Source organism: Paenibacillus sp. CFBP 13594, assembly GCF_014842675.1.
In the GTDB taxonomy this organism is placed as follows: Bacteria; Bacillota; Bacilli; order Paenibacillales; family Paenibacillaceae; genus Paenibacillus; species Paenibacillus amylolyticus_B.
The window spans coordinates 73,577-92,316 of sequence record NZ_JACYVQ010000003.1; the positions used below are offsets into that span (position 1 = coordinate 73,577).

Here is an 18,740-nt window from a genome sequence, read left to right on the forward strand (position 1 = left end):
AAATGACAGAACGAATTCCGTGTATACGGGAAGGGTGTACAAATACCATTTTACCTACAACAGTGGCGAAAACGGGTGGGTATTGCATGCCTTGCAAGCAGGAGATGGAGCGAGAGGAGCGCCAGAGATACATTGAAGCGAATCGGCGTGACGTAAACTTGTATGCGGGCATCACAGACCCGGTGGGAATTTTGAAAATTATGCACGAACCTCAGGTTCGCGATCCGCTAATTCGCTACGTGCCGTATGAAGAATCTAAAGAACAGGTGTATCTGTCTTTGTCTGTAGAGCAACAAGATCAGATGAAGGATTATGCGATGCAACGGATTCGTACAGGTGATGAAGATATGGCCAAAGACATTCTGGTATATCTGGTCTGCTACCATGATATATCGTTAACTGCCGAAATTCCTGAGCTGCTGGAACAGAAGATTTATTATCCTGCCATTTTGGTTAAAAGTGCCTCGACTGAAGTGCGAGATCATCTCTTGCAGCAGGTAAACACCGATGATGAGAATAGGAACCATATTTTGCTCATGCTGGCTCATATCGGGGATGATGTTGTCGTGCAGCAGTTCAGGCAGTGGAGACAGTCTCCGCCATCCTGGGCGAGCGAATTGTACGTGGCACCTGAGCATTACACCACTGAAGCGGGTTGGGAGCTTACAAAAGACGGGCAGCGCAGGGAATTATTCACTACCCCAAGTTATTCACTCTATAAAGTAAAAGAGAGTGAAGCAACTAACGTGGCAATAGCCGGAGGTTTGCTCTCGATGCTAACTCCTAGCAACAATTGCTGTCCATGGTGTGGTGGTGCGTTAACGACCTTAATTAATCTGGATGTTAAGCATCCGGCACTGCGGGACGTGTCTTGGCATGCCGAGCGACTTCAGTTCCAGACTTGCGTGATATGCAGCAGTTATGGTGTGGTTTACATGGAGCTGGACGCAGGAGGGGAGCCGTTATGGAGTTCACATAACGTGATGCCTGTGGGAGCAGAAGAGATGGACTTGGATGACTATGGTAAACTTGCACCGGATGTGGGCCGGCAGTTTCGGATTGCGGATGCATCACGTCATGCATTCCATGCCAGTGAGTGGGCGATGGAGCCATCGTTATCTCAGGTCGGTGGTCATCCGGGATGGGTCCAGGATGCCGAGTATCCAACGTGTCCATGCTGTTCCATGAGAATGAAGGCTGTAGCACAACTGGATTGGGGTGAAGTTGAGGAGTATGGTGAGGGTATGTATTACATGTTCATATGTGAGCCGTGTCAGATGACCGCCGTATCGTACCAGCAATCTTGATGGTGGAAGCTATGATTAAAAGCTATTATTAGCAATCATCTTATTAGTAATATTACACCGCTGTTAGGGTTGGAATGACAGTCGCAGCAAACAATAGCAAAGGGGCATCCCGTAAGTTCTTGAACTTCATGGGATGCCTTTATAATGTACGTCAGATTTTCCTACAAGTCCGCAGATGCCTGCTTCAGCAGTCCAGCCAACCATTCATAATCCGGTGTATCTTTTTCCTTGAGCTTGATCGTTTTGCGTTCTTCCGAGCCTTCAAATATCCCATCGGGTAGATCAAGTCCAGTTGCATGAAAGATGGTGAAGGACACGGCTTGTTTGGATGGAGAGATGACCGCAGCGTACTTACCGTTTTTCAAAAAATGAGGTTTCTTGTATTGCACACGTTCCTGTACGTCAGGGATGGTATCATGGACCAACTGTCGCAATTGTTCAGCGACTTGTATTTGCCAGGGGATCTGAATCTGTTCAATAAACGCAGTAACTTCTGCATTTTTGGTCATACTTGTTCACCCTCCGTATGGATCTGACTGTGTGTTTCCCATTCTGGTCTCAGGATTCCCATCATCAAGCGGTCGTAACGCTTGCCATCACGATATACAGCGGAACGTGCCCGTCCTTCCAACTGAAAACCAGCCTTCTCATAGGAGCGAATCGCTTTGGCGTTGTAGGCGATGACATCGAGACCAACCCGGTCCAGATTCATCTCATGGAATGCATATCGTAAAATAAGATTCAACGCTTCCGTGCCATATCCCTTGTTGCGATGTTTGGCAAGTCCGATGCCAATGGCAAGTTGTCCGCAGCGGTTGTTCCATTCAATGCTATGAATGACGACAAAACCAATCAGCGTATCCTCTTCATGCGTGCGCAGTCTGAAGTAAACTTCCTTGTTCTTCGTTTCGCCCTCATCTTCCAACTGTTTCTCTGAATAGGGAATGGCAAGATCAGTATCCACATTCCGAAGGTACTCCGGATCTTCGTTCCATTGCAGCATGGTCTGCACGTCTTCAGGACGTGGGGGAGTCATTTTTAATCGTTTGCTATAAAACAGGTTGTCCGTAGTTAGTGTCATAGGGGTCTCCTTTTGGCATCTGATAGCCTCATCATACTGGAAATTATAGGTGAATCACAATAGCGTATTTCAGTGGATATAAGTAACCTCTTGTCATAAAACCTAACACGGTAGTAATATGAGTTAATCGATATACATTCAGTGATAGAACCAATAAAAATGTCGGCAGGAGTGATACGTTTTGGAGATCAAAGTGGATGATTTAACTGGAGTACAAGTGAAGACATTAATTGCAGAGCACTTGCAAGGGATGGCAGCGGATTCGCCTCCGGAGAGTATTCATGCGTTGAATCTGGATGGGCTTAAGAAACCTGAAATTACATTCTGGTGTGCGTGGGAAGGGGAAGACTTGCTCGGTTGCGGGGCCATCAAAGAACTTGATCCAGCGCATGCAGAATTGAAATCGATGCGTACCGCTTCGGCTCATCTGAGAAAAGGCGTAGCAAGAAAAATTTTGGCCCACATTATGGACGTTGCTGTAGAACGTGGTTATAAGCGAGTCAGTCTGGAGACGGGCTCCATGGATTCGTTTATTCCGGCACGGAAGTTGTACGAAGACTTCGGATTCAAATATTGCGAACCATTCGCGGATTATACATTGGACCCAAACAGCGCATTTATGACGAAAACAATCTAAATGGATTTACGTGAGAAACCAGTATTCTGTTTTTTACAGGATACTGGTTTTTTATTTTTGCAACATATCGTACATTTTTAAAGTTGGAAAAGGAGTAGAATACACGCAATGATGTAACATGGACCATGCTATGAAAAGGGTGGAGGGAGCCGTGGATGATATATTGGTGGTTGGATCAGATGAATCCGCTGTTTGCCGTCTTGGTGTTATGTCCTATAATTGCTGTGGTGCTTGGAGTAGGCAGTTATTTTGCCAAATGGTTTAGACTCTGGGTAGCGCTAGTTATTTCTTTTATGTTGCCTTTGTTGTATATCGCGAGTGATCTTTCAACATTGGGTAGTAACATAGGCGCTTGGTTCATCTATGGGGCAGGGTATAGTTTGATCAGCTGGGTTGTATACAGATTGCTTCATGCAATTGTGGGGTATAAAACATAGATTATGTCCGTATGCTTGGGATGAATTGGCCATAAGGAACTACTGGGCTGATTGATGAACAATAGGGTATACTGGACATTATGTCTATGAAACAAGACAGCAGTACAGACGTTTTTTACATCAGGAGGATTTGAATTGGCTCAGACAGAAGGAACACTACAGAAGAAGCTTAAACCAAGACACATCAGTTTTATGGCTATGGGTGGTGTCATTGGAACAGGGATTTTCAAAGGCAGTGCAGAGACGATCGGACTCGCAGGTCCGGGCGTGATTGTCACGTACATTTTTGCTGGATTATTGCTGTTGGTTGTTATGGCCGCGATGGCAGAGATGGCTACGGTGTACAAGAACAAAAATATGAAAGATTTCGTGCAGGAGGCATTTGGTAGCCGAGTATCCTTTGTTATGGGATGGATGTATTGCTTTCTGTGGTTATCGGTATGTGTCATTGAGGTGATTGCTGCCGGGAGCTTTTTGCAGTATTGGTTCACGGAAGTACCGCTGTGGATGCTGAGTCTGGCTTGTGCGGCGTTCATTATACTCGTTAATCTGTTAAGTGTAGGTGTGTTCGGGGAATTTGAGTTTTGGCTGGCCGGAATCAAAATTGCCATGATCATTATTTTTATCTTCCTGGGTGCCGGGTTGATCTTTGGCATTATCCCAAGTGATAACACTCCATATCTGCAAAATTATACGCAAGCAGGCGGGTTCTTCCCGAACGGATGGTCATCGATTTTCTCGGCACTGCTTGTGGTCATGTTCTCTTATGGGGGATCGGAGCTGATTGGTCTGACCCTGACCGAGACGGAGAATGCAGAAAAAGTGATGCCCAAAATCGTGGGCAATTTCATGCTCAGAATTATTCTGTTCTTCACCTTGCCAATTCTCATCATCTGTGGTCTTATCCCATGGAATGAAATTGGGCCGGAGAGCAGTCCGTTTGTACAGGTGCTCGCCTCCACGGGACTGCCGGGAGCAGCACACATAATGAACTTCATTTTGGTGACGGCAGTTCTGTCTGCTGCAAATTCAGGGATCTATGGTGCATCCCGGATGATGCACTCCATGGCAGTGGGCGGGGAAGCTCCGAAGGCATTGTCAAAGACGAATCGCAACGGTAGCCCTATTAACACACTTCTGGTGTGCTCAGTAGTTTTGCTCGGAGGTTCCTTGCTTGGCCTGTTCGCGCAGGATCAACTGTTCCGTGTATTGCTCGCAGTTCCGGGGTTTGTCGTGATTCTTGTGTGGATCTGTATTGCCTCATCCCAGTTGAAACTGCGGAAGAAATATCCGGTTCAACCGACCTTCAAAGTTTGGGGATTCCCTTATATAACCGGAGTCGTGGTACTATGTCTCAGTGTGATTGCGGTGATGTTTGTGTTTGATGAGGGTAATCGGTTCAGCATTAGCATCTGTCTTGCCGTGCTCGCGGTGCTGATCATCTGGTCCCTGATTCGATTCAGAAAGATGAATGGACGGACCGTTTAGTATTTGTAATATATAGATGTACGATAATACGTAACAAAGAACATCCCGGCGGTGGTATTCGAGCCGGGATGTTCTTTGTGTTAATAGTCTTTTGGTATTCAATTTATTGTCCTACATACTTATCCATAAAGTGATCTACTCTTTGGAAATAATCAGTAGGATAATGATTAATCGCATCAATGTGTTCCGTATTTTGAGGATACCATACTTCTGCATTGGGATTATTTTTTAAGGACTCATAGATCTTTTCTGTATTTTTATAACTTATTTGCTGATCCCCAGTACCGTGAATGAGCATAACGGGCTTGTCTTGCATCTTTTTAACCGCGTCCATGGGTGATACGGAATCGAGATCAACGTTAAAGACCCAATCCGCCATCCATGTCGATGTATAACTGAAAGGGAATGCAGGTAAACCTGAGAAGAATGGCAGGCCCTCTCTCAGAAATAAACCGGCATTACGAAATGGACTATCTGCAATTACAGCCTGGATATCATCACTTTCACTTGTGGCCAGTAGAGAAGTAGCAGCCCCCATAGAGAAGCCGATAACTCCAATATGGTCTCCCGCATGATCTCTGGATTTTAGATAGTCTACAGCCCCAAGTAAATCGTATTTCTCATGTAGTCCCAGCGTAATCAAATTCCCATCGGACTTACCCTGTGAGCTGAGATCAAAGGCCAGTACGTTATACCCCTTTGGAACGAAATGTTCTACCAACTTGGGAGTACGACCTTTGACTAAACGATTACTCGTATATCCATGCACGACAATAATTGTTTTGTTACTTGCTGTGCCTGAAGATATACTCGCTGGAAAGAAAGTTCCTCGAATCGTATTATCATTTTTCATACTCTTGAATTCGACTTCTTCGTAAGGTGTTTTCTCCATATTCAACTCGTAGCTGACATTGGTATCTCGTGGATGGTGTAATAACGTGTCTACTACTTTATAGGATACAAAGAATACAAGAGAGACAATAAGCACAAGTGCTATCCCCAGGCCCCATAATAGTTTCTTGTGTTTCTTCATACGACCTTTAAAGGTCAGAACAGGGGGTAAAGATGATTGACTCATTGAGATTCCTCCAGTGTTTCTTCGTGTTGTATGGGTGCAAACAGATAAAAGGCATGTCCCTTCAGATTCTCCCACTCAGGATGATGAAGGATGTCATCTCCGAGAGTTAAAGCTACTCCATTCAAAAAAGAGATATAACTTCGAGAGATCATCGCTGGAGAGAAGTTTTTGTTGAACTCCCCCATGGCTTGTCCCTTTGTATAGACAGATTCAATCGTATCGGTCATTATTTTAATGCTTTCAAGAACCTTCTGTGTAAGTTCGGGAAATCGGGTTCGTTGCCCCAAGACAGATTGAACAAGTCGCAGCTCATTGGTATAGAAGTAAATATGACTGAATTGTTCTTCTACCATGTTTTTTATCAGCGTACCTGGTGTTCCTTTTTGTTGTAGAGAAGCAAGTGATTTCTTCTGAATATCATCAAGCGGTTCAAGTACAGCGGCATGGAACAGAGCTTCTTTGCTTGGGAAGTATTGAAAGATGGTTCCGGAAGTTACTCCTGCAGTTTTTGCAATAATAGCCGTTGTGGTATTGGAATATCCGCCTTCGGCAAACAGGATCACGGCTTCTTTTAGGATTCGTTTACGCCGCTCGAGTCTCTTTTCCTCATTAACCGGTCTGGCCAAATGAATTCTCCTCTCATCATTACAATTAATTAATTAACTGATCAATTAATTAATAATATAACTGAATTAATTCCTTATGGCAATAGTAAGTTGTCCATTCATTTGCTGAAAGGATTTTAACTAGAAGTGGTTACAAGACAAAGGTATATATTGCAGGTTCTGTTGGGAAAAAAACTAAAATTATGCCTAGATGTAGTTTCTGCTAACAAATCTACCACATCCATGATAGCGTTTTTATGATAACCCAATATTTTCTTGCCTAATTCGACATATTCGTTTACTATTTTCCCATACTTAGTGCTTCAAGCATGTGTTTTTTGGGTATCGCCTAGTCAAAAAGGCTTGGGTTCACGGGAGAGGAAGAGGAGCGGATGATCGGTTTTTTTAGGAAACGTTTGGTTGTACGCATTGTTGCAGTCGTTACACTGGCCATGACGATTATAGCTGTTGGCAGCATGCTGTTACAGGTGGCCAATATGAAGCTGGCTGCGCAGGAGGCCATATCGAGTTACAATATCCAGATTGCTCAGAGTTATGTGAATCAGCTGGATACCGCATCTTATGCCGAGTTTGCCAAGAATCCCAAGGAGAATGACGCGTTCTTGAAGATTCGTGATGAGCTGGATGATTTTCGCGTAAGTATCGGGGCCATGTATGTGTATTTCGTCAAAATAGATGACAAAGGTACGCCACTTATTATGGTGGACGGCATGAAGGATGCAGATAAAGCCTCACCGATTAATGAAGTGACGGATGTCCCTCAGGAGGCTGTACAGAAGCTGTTGCAGGGGCAAACAGCCAGTTCTTCAATCATTAACAACGAGGAGTATGGCGACTATATTTCCTCTTATGCTCCTTTGCTCGATAGTAACGGCGCTGTAACAGGTGTCATTGGTATCGATACGGCGGTATCGGTGATCGGAAGCATTGAGTCAGATATTATGAAGTCGAGTATTCCTTTTTATGCTTTGCTGCTTTTAATTACACTTATAGGCATTGCCGTTGTCATGTGGTTTATCGTGAGGGGACTGCGGCCACTTCAACCGCTTAAGGCGAGTGTGGAAAAAATGGCACAGGGTGAGCTTGCAGAAGCCAACAAAATTTTGACGTCGTATCGTCTGAAAAGCAAAGATGAGATTGGAACCACATATCAAGCGATGATACATATGTCCGGCAACTTGAACAAGATCGTGAGTAACATGGTTGAAGGCGTGGCGGTAACCACCAATATTTTATCGGAATCAACGAAGGAATTTAATCGCAGTACCGAAGAGATGCTTGAGATGGGCAAGACGGTTGACCAATCTGTCGAACAGATTAGACAAGGGGCACATACGCAGAAGCAGGGTGCGAGCGATAGCGCGCATGCGATGGAAGAGATTGCAAAAGGTATTACGGATATCTCCGAATCCTCGATGGTTGTATCGGATGCGGCAACAAGTGCGCTTTCTACGGCGGAGTCAGGTAAACAGAGCATGACACTGATGAAAACACAGATGGAGAGCATCTCACATGTCTCAAGTGAAGTTGTAGCGATGGTTCAGGTGCTGAACAACTACTCCCAGGAAATTGGTGGTGCCCTGCACACGGTTCGTGATTTTGCGAGTCAGACGAAGCTGCTTGCGCTTAATGCATCCATAGAGGCAGCACATGCAGGAGAACATGGCAAAGGTTTTGCGGTTGTGGCGGATGAAGTTCGGAAGCTTGCTGAGGCCTCAAGCACATCCATGGAACGGATTTCCGACTTGCTGCTTCGTATTCAACAAGAATCACAGCAGATTGGCTCACAGATGGGGGTTACTGCAACCGAGATTGGACAAGGGGTTACAATTACCGCAGAAGCGGAGCAAGCTTTCGCCCATGTGGTTGATGCGTTCCAACTGGTGACCAGTCGCATTCAGGAAGTCTCCGCTGCGGCAGAGGAAATCTCGGCAGGTTCGGAAGAGGCTGCAGCCTCTGTCAATACGATCTCGCAGATCTCAGCCGGAGTATCGGATCATTCGGATGAAATCTATCGCTTAATGCGTGAACAATCGGCCATGTTCAACAGGGTGGCGCAGACCTCCACCATACTGGAGCAGCAGACGAACGAGATGAGCGAAGCCGTACGCAAAGTTAAAGTATAGTTTGAGTAAGGTGTAGTAATAGTAACGCAAGAGGTAGTCAGAAAAGTGTTCCGCTCTTGGAGAAGTTGGTGTTCATCCCAAACTTCCTTCAAAGGGAGGAGCACTTTTTTAGATTTAAACTTTTAAATGATCCAGCTCTATCGCCTGTCTGAAGCGTTGGGCGAATCGTTCTGCAGCTACGGCGGACTCCTTGGACTCCGTCTGTACGAAGCCAATTTGCATTTTCGGTTGATCGATTCCAGTGATCTCTACCATCTTCACCAGACCTTCCTTCCATAATGGATTTTGGTAAAAGGAAAAGTCGTGACCAATCGTGGCGGCAATATCGTTTCGTAACACCATGTTGATGGCTTCTGAATTATTTGTTTTAAACAGAATGGACAGAGATCCATGATCATAAGTGAATTCCCTGATGAAGTCTTCGATGAAACCATCTCGATAGAGTGCCAGCTTGTGTTCTTTTAATTGATCAGGTGAAACACGGCTGTGTTTGGCAAGTTCAGACAGGTGATGAGTACCAACTACCAGCTTGCCCGAGTACATGGGACTGAAGTGAAGTCCATCGAATTCCCGCAATTGTTTGGCATAGATCGCGATAAAGCCCAGATGGGTTTTGTTACTCCGAATATCCTCGATAATTTCCATGGACCCTTTCTCTTCAATCGAGATGTTAAGTTGGGAGTGCTCACGCTTCATATCTGCAGCAGACTGGACAAGATAGGGCATGACACTTGGAAAAGTAGCCACATGAAGCTCTCCGCTAAGAGAGGAGGTTTCTGCGTTCAGGGATTTCAATTCATCAATCCGCTGCAAAATGTCCAGTGCCTTGGCAATGAATTGTTTGCCTTCGGGAGTGGGATGAGTTCCTTGCCGAGAGCGTTCGAACAGGATAATACCCAATTCTTTTTCCAGACGATGTACCGATTGGCTGATCGCCGATTGTGTAACATGCAGATGCTCCGAGGCGGCGGAGAATGATTGCGTTTTTGCAATTTCAACGACATATTCGAGCTGTTCCAGATTCATGATTTCATCTCCGTTTAGCATTAATACAACTAATGTTAACATTAGTATCTATAAATATGAATAATACATGAACAGCGATATAATATATAGACAATCATATAAAGGGGATGAACTTCATGAAAGCAGCAGTATGGTATGCCCATAAAGACGTGCGTGTGGAAGAACGGGAGGTTCCGGTTGCTCAAGCGGGTCAGGTCAAAATCAAAGTGGAATATGCAGGGATCTGCGGCAGTGACTTGCATGCCTATCATCATGGTGTGGGCATTCAAGAAGGTGAGAATCATCCGCTCTCAGGACAGAAAGCGCCGCTGACATTAGGTCATGAATTTGCAGGAACCGTGAGTGAATTGGGGAGTAATGTAAGCGGTATCAGTGTAGGGGATCGAGTCGTGGTAGAGCCGTTGTACCATTGTGGAACATGTGAGTACTGTATCCAGGGGCGTTATAACCAGTGTACTCAATTTGGATTCGTTGGACTGAATGGTGATGGTGGTTTTGCGGAGTATGTTGTTGTTGAATCCTACATGGTTCATCCCATACCGGATAACGTAACTTTCGAAGAAGGCGCGCTCGTTGAGCCTACGGCAGTAGCCTTTCACGCGGTTCGTCATAGCAAGCTGAAAGTGGGGAATAAGGTAGCCGTATATGGAGCCGGTCCAATTGGATTATTGACGATTCTGTCTGCCAAAGCAGCAGGAGCCTCTGAAATCTATGCAGTCGATGTATTTGAGGAACGTTTGGACTTGGCAACCAAGCTGGGAGCCATTCCGGTAAACAGTGCCAAAGTCAATGCAACCGAGGTGATCTTGCAACAATCGGGCGGCATTGATGTGGCCTATGAAGCAGCGGGTGTGCAGCCAACGATGGATAGCGCCATTGCGGTTGTCAAAAAAGGTGGAGAAGTTGTTGTCATCGCAGCAATTCCGAACCCGCTTCAAGTGAACTTCTTCGATCTTCTGGTCAAAGAAGCGAACCTGACAGCAACGCTGGCCTATCGCCACATTTTCCCTGAAGTGATTTCATTGATTGCGGAAGGATCGCTCGATGTGAAACAGGTCATCACCAAAAAAATCAAACTGGACGACATCGTGCAGGAAGGACTTGAGCTGTTAATGACCGACAAGAGCCATGCGAAGATTTTGGTGGAGATTGGCGACTAAAAACCGTTCGCTAACGAAGATAGATTTTCATATCAACGTAATTGAAGTATAAGTTTTAGATCGCGAAAAAGACCGTTCATCCGTATGAATGGTCTTTTTCGCGTTATTCAAGTAGAACACGCATCTTTCACTAGCTACTCTTCATCAATCATATTCCGCTGATCGCGGCTCTCAGATTACTTTTACCGTCGACTAGGAGTCATATCGGTAGCAGATCGCCTTACCCCCGCTACTCTCGGAGCTGAATTCCTCATCCTCTGTAAATCCGAAACGCTCATATAAACGGATGGCGTTGACCATCTGACCGCCTGTATATAAATACACCGTATTTTTGCCCATGTTCTTGGCAGATTCCACGCATTGCTGGAGCAATTCTCTGGCGATTCCATGACCTCTCCATTTTGGATCAACACCTAACAGCCGAATAAACGGATAATCGATTGGTAATTCAAAGTCTGGATAAGCCTTGCGCGCTGTTTCGAATAATTGGACTGTACCGACAATCTGATCATCAATCTTGGCGATCCATAATTGTGTCAGGTACGGATTAACCACAGACTCTCGAATATCTTTTAGGTAGGCCTCCCAGCGTTCATTTTGCTCAAAAGTCTCCCGATACTCGGCGTAACTTGCAATAAGGATATCTACAATCTCTGGATGGTCCGTTTCTGTGGCAGGATGAATCGTAACGGCAGCCGTTGTCATCTAATAATTCCCCTTCTCTTATGGGTTAAGTTTGGAATATCGTTTTCTTGCATTTTACCATAACGGATTCAATCCGATTGATTCAAATATTCTATAGTAAACTCAGTCATTTCTATAGATCAAAGCATATCAGCGATTGAGCTGTGTGGAATACAGATGATTGCGATATTCGGTTGGCGTATTGCCTTCGTATTGCTTGAACATGCGCAGGAATAGTTTGTAGTCGGAGAAGCCGCACTGTCCGGCAATTTCTTTTACACTGGCATTGGTGTTCAGCAGCAGCTGTTTCGCCCGGCGAATACGTTCGGTGAGGATATAGGTTTTGAGTCCAGTACCTTTCTCGCGCTTCACCATTTTGGAAATATAGTCTTTGTTAAAATTAAAATTTTCTGCAATCTGACTCACCGTGATGTTTGTATGCAGATGAATATCGACCCACTTGCAGATATGGTCCACAATTGCATTGTGCGGGCGATAATCGGCCTCTATATTACGCTCCAGTTCTCTGAACAACAATAGCAATGCAGCGTCGGCTTCCTCCGGTGAGAAGGATGACACATGCAGCAGCTGCTTAAACAACTGATTGGCCATGGAAGGTACCTGAATGGTGGCATGTGTCCTAAACTGGTTGAAATCTGCCAACATGGCATCATAGTGAACCCAGTAGAAGCTGACGGGGGCGTCGCTGATTTGGTAGCCATAGTGGGTGCGACCCGCGCGCAGAAACAACAGATCGTTGGCACGAACTACATATTGTTCCTCTTCTTCCGCGATGTACATCTCACCTTCCAGCATCAAAATGATCTCATGCACAGGCATGCTGCGTCTCATGTGGCTCCAGTTGCCTTCGGATATGAACTTGCCGCACAGGTAATGTTCCAGTGGCTTTTGCATAGGACGGATTTATCCACCTTTTCTTGGATTATGAGTCTGATGTAATTATATTTTATTTGATAATATGGGGATATTCAAGCTCTGAAGTGGATTGTTGAGTATTGGACATATGGAACAGAACACGGATTTTACCCCTTAAGAATGAATGGATATCTATATAAGTTGAACTAAGCATTTACATGATAACGGAGAGGACAGAAAAAACCTGAAAAAGCGAAGCGTTCGCCTTTATCCCTGGATTTCCCTTGAGAAAGGGGATCAAAAAAATCTGGGGATAACAGCGATTGGAAGGTTATTCTGTCATCGTAGTGTCAGTGTAAATAATCTTTAGTTCAACTTATCTATTACATCCCGAGAAGGAGTGAGTGTCATGATTGATACGAAAAAAGGATTTCTGGGACCGGAACATGTAGATCTGTTAAATGGAGTGTTCCAAACATCACAAGAGGTGGGGGAGCGTTACCTGTTATCGCTGGATATTGATCGATTCCTGGCTCCATGCTTCGAAGCTCATGGTTTACCTGCCCGAAAAGAGCGTTACGCGGGTTGGGAGGCACGTACCATCAGCGGACATTCCCTCGGACATTATCTGTCTGCCCTGGCTGTGACGTATCAGGCAACCGGGAATATCACGTTAAAAGAAAGACTGGATTATGCTGTCACCGAACTGGCGAGAATCCAACAGACCACGGGGAGCGGGTATATCGGTGGTTTGTCCGAAGAACCTTTCCACATGGCTTTTCGAGCAGAGAATATCGGTGGGTTCAACATCGGTGAATACTGGGTTCCCTGGTACAGTGTGCACAAAATCTATCGCGGCCTGATTGATGCGTACAAACTCACTGGTAACGGACAGGCACTTGATGTAGTTACTCGATTTGCAGACTGGGCGGTAGAAGGTTTGCTCCCGATGACAGAAGAACAGATGCAGACGATGCTTCAAAGTGAACACGGGGGCATGAATGAAGTATTTGCACACTTGTATGGGATCACGGGCAAAGCCTTATACCTTGAGATCGCCAACAAGTTTACCCATCAATTGATCCTGAGACCCTTGGAACACAAGCAGGACGATCTTCAAGGCAGACACGCCAATACTCAGATTCCCAAAGTGATCGGTGCTGCCGAAATCTACAATCAGGATCATACCCATGAGAGTTACCGGACAGCGGCAGAGTTTTTCTGGAACACCACGGTGCATCATCGTTCTTATGTATTTGGTGCGACGAGCATTTCGGAGCATTACGAAGCAAAGGGCATGGAGAGTCTCGGGATCAAAACAGGAGAGAGCTGTTGTACTCACAACATGTTGCATCTAACGAAGCAACTCTTCGCCTGGAATCACGATAGTGCCTACATGGACTATTATGAAAACGCCATCTATAATCATATCCTCGGCACGCAGGACCCCGATACGGGGAACAAAACATATTTTGCATCAACGCTACAAGGCCACTACAAAATCTATGGTACTCACGATACCGCCTGGTGGTGCTGCACAGGATCAGGCATGGAGAACCCGGGCAAATATGCCGAGGCCATCTATTTTGAGAATGAACAAGACCTGTACGTCAACCTGTATATCGCTTCCCAACTGGATTGGGCGTCACAGGGATTATCCCTGAAGCTTGAAACCGACTTTCCTTATTCGGAAAAGGTGACCCTGACGATCACCGGAGGCAGCGCCTCGGCTCATCTAAGATTACGCGTACCCTCATGGCTGCAAGAGCCAATGACGGCAACGGTTAACGGGGATACGGAACATCCGTATACACGGATGGAACCCGGCTATCTGTCCATCGACCGCATCTGGTCTGCGGGCGATGTCATCACAATCACCCTGCCGATGTCACTTCGCCAGTACACCTCCCGGGATGATGCCCACAAGGTGGCATTCCTGTACGGCCCGATTGTACTCGCCGGTGCACTGGGAAACGAGGGTCTTCCAGAGGATACGATTGTGGATGAAACAGCACTGAATCCCAAGACCGCACCCGTACCTGTGATCTGGACGGAGCAGGAGGATGTACAAGAGTGGATCAAGGTTGTAGATGCAGACACGTTAACATTCGAACTTAGCAAGGATGTCACTTCCACAGGTGAAGCCGTGAAACTCATTCCGTTCTATGATGTGCATCATGAATTTTATACCGTGTATTGGCCGTTTAACGATGAAGGTGATGCGCTCGAGAAAGAGTTGAACGATATCACGATCGACAGGGTTCAGGCTGACGGTCAGCAGGATGAGATTGGACATCAACTTGATAGCAACTGCCGTGGGGAGCATCACAACGGTTCAACCACAGATGGCCGTAAGAAGTTGCATATGTGGCGAGAGGCTTTTGGCATCAGTGGAGCTTACTTCAGTTATCAACTGGCAGTGGACCACGCCGCAACCAATTATTTATGTGTGGCCTATTGGGGTGGAGATCATTCCCCGTTTGAGCGGGAAGGTACGTTATATGAGAGACAATTCACCATTACCATGGATGGAACACTCATTGGAGAGCAGCGAATTCATATGAACAAGATTGGCGACGTGTTCTATGTGACATATGATATTCCTGAGAGCGTAACATCAGGTAAAGACAGCGTTAAGGTCATGTTCCAGGCGAAGGGCGACAATGGCTGTGCCGGGAAAGTCGTAGAGGTACGTACTACACGAAGCAAACCGGAATCTCTCTTTGCGTAATAAGAGGCATGGTGTGAAAAGGCGCAAACACAATGTTATAATGAAAATAAATTACGGTTAGGTGAAAGAGGAGGTTGGAAGTGTGGCAAAACCCGATAATAAAGGTACTTATAACTTTCAGGATTGGTTAACTTGGGAGGGGGCATGGGAATTAATTAACGGCAAAGCTTTTAATATGTCTCCAGCACCCACTTCATTGCACCAGTTTATTGTGGGTGAGCTGCACTTCTCTTTGCGGACTTTTTTTCAGAATCGGAAATGTTTCGTGTTTGTTGCCCCTTTTGATGTGTATTTTAGCGAAAATGAACAATATGACCTGCCAGATCAAGTTGTACAGCCTGATTTATCGGTGGTTTGCTCCAAAGACCAGATATCTAAGAATGGCTGTAACGGTGCACCTTCTTTAATTATCGAGGTGTTATCGCCTTCGACTGCGCTAAAGGATTTTAACGAAAAATTTAACTTGTATCAGAAATACGGCGTGAACGAATACTGGATTGTTGACCCCGGGAATCAAACCGTCCATGTGTACACGTTGGAGGATGGCAGTTACCAGACCCGTCATCTGTATACAGAGCAGGAAACGATTATATCTGTCTTGTATCCTGAATTGCACATTCCGCTGGATTCGTTGTTCAAGCTCAGGTAGTGGAAACTAAAAAAAGTGAACCAACGCATAAGGGACGAAACCGGATGATTTCCGATTCGTCCTTTTTGCAGTACTATTTTTCAGACAAGTCTTATATAAAAAATGACACGCATAGCTATTTTCCACGTATTACCTGATAACATTTCTTCTCCACAATCTGCTGTTTGAAAAGACGTACTTCTACGGATTGACCACCAAATTTCCTGCCTAGTTCCACGTTGTCCCTGAAAATATGAAATGGGATAAGCCCAAACCACGTATATTATGAGTATTCGAATATCCAATGTTATCCACCTGAGAGCGTTAACATCATGTACAATAAGAAGAAGTTGATCAGGAAAATTACGACATGAGGCACCAATATATAACATGAAAGGAGGTCGGATGATTGAACATGATCAAGTACATAAAATTATTGGGATTAATCCTCGGTATTGTGGCTGTGAATGTTCTGGCATTCTCACCCGGCTTTATCGGGCTGAATTTCGGGGAGGGTGCATTCACAACTGCGCTATCCGTTACCCTGTTGTTCGGCAGTGCAATGGCACTTTTATATGGTAGTTACACCTTGTTGTTGAGGCAGCCGATAGTTCTGCCCGTGAAGCATATCGAAACACATGAAGATTATGTGGAAGCTTTATCTTTTTATAGACGCATCAAAGTCCTCGAAGAAGATATTACACTGGGGCTGTCTCAACTTAGCCGGATGAAAAAGAAGAAAGAAACACTCCTGAATGTGCTTCATCAGCGGTTCGATCCGGGGGAACTAAGCTACAAAAAATTCGCATCGGTCACGCTGGAAGTGGAGAAGTTGCTATATCTCAACATCCGCAGTGTGCTGAACCGGTTGAATGTATTTGATGAAGCCGACTATGCCAACATGATGAAATCCAAATCCTCAAACCTTCCCCAAAAACTTTTTCAGGAAAAAACCAAGGTATACAACGATTATCTGTCTTATGTGAAGAATGCATTACACACCAATGAGGAAATTTTGCTCAAGCTGGATCAGTTGTTACTGGAGATTTCACGCCTCGACAGCTTTGAAGCCGGAGATATTGAACAGATGCCTTGTATGCAGGAGATTGATCAGTTAATCAAGCACACCAAATTATACAGACAGTGAGGGGTTGCTCGTATGGCCAAGAAGGGAAAGTTTTTTTTCATATCGATTGTTATGCTGGTACTCGTATTTGGTCTGGTCTATGCAGGGATTACACTGACGTCGAACTTTGGCAAGTCGACCACACAGGTGAGCACAGAGAATGCAGGTAAGGAACTGGGCAAACTGTACGCGGACATTGCACCAGCGACGGCGGAGCCGGTCAAAGGACAGATAGATCTCGATCCGGTCGACGTAGCAGAATCTCTGCCGGATATCTCCAAATTCGCAATTGCCGTAGAGAATACAACGAATGATTACGTCGAAATCTTCTCTTCCCCAGAGAAGTCGGGCAGCGGGGTAGACGGTTGGTTAACCGAGGTGGGTGAGGAGTTCAACAAAGCAAATATTACCGTTGGCGGGAAACAGGTATCCGTCAAAATCCGCAACATTGCCTCCGGAACGGCTACCGATTATATCAAGTCGGGCAAGTATATACCGGATGCATTTACACCTTCCAATGAACTGTGGGGCGAGATGGTTGAGGCCAGTGGGGTGAAGACAGAGATGGTCTCCAAGCGATTGGTTGGGAATGTCCCTGGTATTGTCATCTCCAAAGCCAAGTATGATGCACTGGTTGATACCTACGGCTCCGTTAATGTAAAAACCGTAACCGAGGCGATTGCCAACAATGAACTCGCGATGGGATATACCGATCCATTTGCCAGCTCCACAGGACTGAACTTCCTGGTGACTGCACTGAATACGTATGATAGCGCCAATCCGCTGGGAGAGAAAGCGATTGAGGGATTTGAGAAATTCCAGACGAATGTACCGTTTACGGCCTCGACAACCATTCAGATGCGGGAAGCTGCCAAGTCAGGCAGACTGGATGCCTTTGTACTCGAATACCAGACGTATGTGAATACCGCCGATCTGAAGAGTGGTTACGTCTTTACACCTTTTGGCGTGAGACATGACAGCCCGCTGTATGCACTGGGACAATTGCCGAAGAACAAACAGGAGATTATCCAGAAGTTTGCGGAATTCGTAACCCAGGCGAAGTACCAACAATCAGCGGAAGAGTTTGGTTTCAACGGGTTGCAGGATTACAAATCCGAACTGGCCACCGTGGATGGCGGCACGTTGTTGTCTGCACAGAAAGTATGGAAAGAAAAGAAAAACGGTAGCAAACCGATTGCCGCTGTGTTCGTGACGGATGTATCCGGAAGCATGGACGGCGAACCGCTTAACCGACTGAAGGAGTCCCTGCGCAAAGGTCAGAAGTACCTGGGTACAGACAACAGTATTGGCTTGGTTTCATACTCCAGTGGGGTAACCGTTAATCTGCCCATTGCCAAGTATGATACGAACCAACAGTCCATGTTTGTCGGAACAGTGGATAGTCTGCAAGCTGGTGGTGGTACGGCGACGTTTGACGGGATCGTGGTGGCGATGAAGATGCTGGAAGATTATATGGTTGCTAATCCAAACGTGAAGCCGCTGATCTTTGTCCTGAGTGATGGCGAGACCAATGAAGGTCATACCCTGAAGGATATCCGGGATCTGGTCGAGACGTACCAAGTGCCGATCTATACGATTGGGTACAACGCAGACATCAAGGCTCTGGAGAGCATCTCCAGTATTAACGAAGCGGCAAGCATCAATGCCGATACCGACGATGTCGTATACAAGATCGGTAACCTGTTTAACGTACAGATGTAATCTAAAG

Annotated in this window: 17 protein-coding genes; 10 read left to right on the plus strand and 7 right to left on the minus strand. The window is 45.7% G+C overall.

Annotated features, from left to right (window positions below; translation table 11 throughout):
• Positions 1-2: 2 nt before the first annotated feature.
• Entirely contained in the window at positions 3-1,307 is a 1,305-nt protein-coding gene (locus IFU39_RS11235) for a DUF1963 domain-containing protein (RefSeq protein WP_192132645.1), read from the plus strand.
• Between the two features lie 161 nt (positions 1,308-1,468).
• Here IFU39_RS11235 and IFU39_RS11240 read toward each other — a convergent pair whose 3' ends face one another.
• Both IFU39_RS11240 and IFU39_RS11245 read right to left on the minus strand, forming a co-directional pair.
• Entirely contained in the window at positions 1,469-1,816 is a 348-nt protein-coding gene (locus IFU39_RS11240) for a DUF1801 domain-containing protein (protein WP_192132647.1), read from the minus strand.
• Entirely contained in the window at positions 1,813-2,388 is a 576-nt protein-coding gene (locus IFU39_RS11245) for a GNAT family N-acetyltransferase (protein ID WP_192132649.1), read from the minus strand. The genes IFU39_RS11240 and IFU39_RS11245 overlap by 4 nt, the downstream gene beginning before the upstream one ends.
• Positions 2,389-2,569: 181 nt before the next feature.
• On the opposite strand from IFU39_RS11245, the gene IFU39_RS11250 reads away from it, so the two are divergent.
• The 3 genes from IFU39_RS11250 (at position 2,570) to IFU39_RS11260 (ending at position 4,950) form a co-directional block, all read left to right on the plus strand.
• A complete protein-coding gene (locus IFU39_RS11250) occupies positions 2,570-3,025 on the plus strand; it encodes a GNAT family N-acetyltransferase (RefSeq protein ID WP_192132652.1) in 456 nt (151 codons plus the stop codon).
• A gap of 155 nt (positions 3,026-3,180) precedes the next feature.
• Positions 3,181-3,462: a hypothetical protein gene (locus IFU39_RS11255; protein WP_105601025.1), complete on the plus strand. Its 282-nt coding sequence runs from the start codon at positions 3,181-3,183 to the stop codon at positions 3,460-3,462.
• A 135-nt stretch (positions 3,463-3,597) separates the two neighbouring features.
• The gene (locus IFU39_RS11260; protein ID WP_143786512.1) at positions 3,598-4,950 is read left to right on the plus strand and encodes an amino acid permease; all 1,353 of its coding nucleotides are present in this window, start codon (positions 3,598-3,600) and stop codon (positions 4,948-4,950) included.
• 103 nt (positions 4,951-5,053) lie between these two features.
• On the opposite strand, the gene IFU39_RS11265 is transcribed toward IFU39_RS11260, so the two are convergent.
• On the minus strand, positions 5,054-6,028 hold the full coding sequence (locus IFU39_RS11265; protein ID WP_091015915.1) for an alpha/beta hydrolase: 975 nt from the start codon (positions 6,026-6,028) through the stop codon (positions 5,054-5,056).
• Positions 6,025-6,654 carry a TetR/AcrR family transcriptional regulator gene (locus IFU39_RS11270; protein ID WP_091015914.1) on the minus strand — a complete coding sequence of 210 codons (630 nt, stop codon included), beginning with the start codon at positions 6,652-6,654 and terminating at the stop codon, positions 6,025-6,027. The genes IFU39_RS11265 and IFU39_RS11270 overlap by 4 nt, the downstream gene beginning before the upstream one ends.
• Before the next feature lie 371 nt (positions 6,655-7,025).
• Here IFU39_RS11270 and IFU39_RS11275 point away from each other — a divergent pair, with 371 nt between their 5' ends.
• Positions 7,026-8,780 carry a methyl-accepting chemotaxis protein gene (locus tag IFU39_RS11275; protein ID WP_091015912.1) on the plus strand — a complete coding sequence of 585 codons (1,755 nt, stop codon included), beginning with the start codon at positions 7,026-7,028 and terminating at the stop codon, positions 8,778-8,780.
• Between the two features lie 114 nt (positions 8,781-8,894).
• Here the strand turns inward: IFU39_RS11275 and IFU39_RS11280 are convergent, their stop codons facing one another.
• Entirely contained in the window at positions 8,895-9,806 is a 912-nt protein-coding gene (locus IFU39_RS11280; RefSeq protein ID WP_091015910.1) for a LysR family transcriptional regulator, read from the minus strand.
• Between the two features lie 116 nt (positions 9,807-9,922).
• Between IFU39_RS11280 and IFU39_RS11285 the strand changes: the two genes are divergently transcribed.
• Positions 9,923-10,966, plus strand: coding sequence for a 2,3-butanediol dehydrogenase (locus IFU39_RS11285; RefSeq protein ID WP_192132654.1), 1,044 nt, complete (start codon positions 9,923-9,925; stop codon positions 10,964-10,966).
• A 192-nt stretch (positions 10,967-11,158) separates the two neighbouring features.
• Here the strand turns inward: IFU39_RS11285 and IFU39_RS11290 are convergent, their stop codons facing one another.
• Both IFU39_RS11290 and IFU39_RS11295 read right to left on the minus strand, forming a co-directional pair.
• On the minus strand, positions 11,159-11,671 hold the full coding sequence (locus IFU39_RS11290; RefSeq protein WP_091015906.1) for a GNAT family N-acetyltransferase: 513 nt from the start codon (positions 11,669-11,671) through the stop codon (positions 11,159-11,161).
• Positions 11,672-11,800: 129 nt separating this feature from the next.
• Entirely contained in the window at positions 11,801-12,565 is a 765-nt protein-coding gene (locus tag IFU39_RS11295) for a helix-turn-helix transcriptional regulator (protein WP_105601015.1), read from the minus strand.
• Between the two features lie 370 nt (positions 12,566-12,935).
• Between IFU39_RS11295 and IFU39_RS11300 the strand changes: the two genes are divergently transcribed.
• The 4 genes from IFU39_RS11300 to IFU39_RS11315 all read left to right on the plus strand — a co-directional run bounded on the left by IFU39_RS11300 (position 12,936) and on the right by IFU39_RS11315 (position 18,733).
• Positions 12,936-15,257 carry a beta-L-arabinofuranosidase domain-containing protein gene (locus IFU39_RS11300; protein ID WP_149846282.1) on the plus strand — a complete coding sequence of 774 codons (2,322 nt, stop codon included), beginning with the start codon at positions 12,936-12,938 and terminating at the stop codon, positions 15,255-15,257.
• Positions 15,258-15,339: 82 nt separating this feature from the next.
• Positions 15,340-15,906: a Uma2 family endonuclease gene (locus IFU39_RS11305; RefSeq protein WP_149846283.1), complete on the plus strand. Its 567-nt coding sequence runs from the start codon at positions 15,340-15,342 to the stop codon at positions 15,904-15,906.
• A gap of 394 nt (positions 15,907-16,300) precedes the next feature.
• The gene (locus IFU39_RS11310; RefSeq protein ID WP_091016231.1) at positions 16,301-17,032 is read left to right on the plus strand and encodes a hypothetical protein; all 732 of its coding nucleotides are present in this window, start codon (positions 16,301-16,303) and stop codon (positions 17,030-17,032) included.
• Positions 17,033-17,044: 12 nt separating this feature from the next.
• Positions 17,045-18,733, plus strand: a complete 1,689-nt coding sequence (locus IFU39_RS11315; protein ID WP_192132656.1) for a vWA domain-containing protein — start codon at positions 17,045-17,047, stop codon at positions 18,731-18,733.
• Positions 18,734-18,740 lie beyond the last annotated feature (7 nt).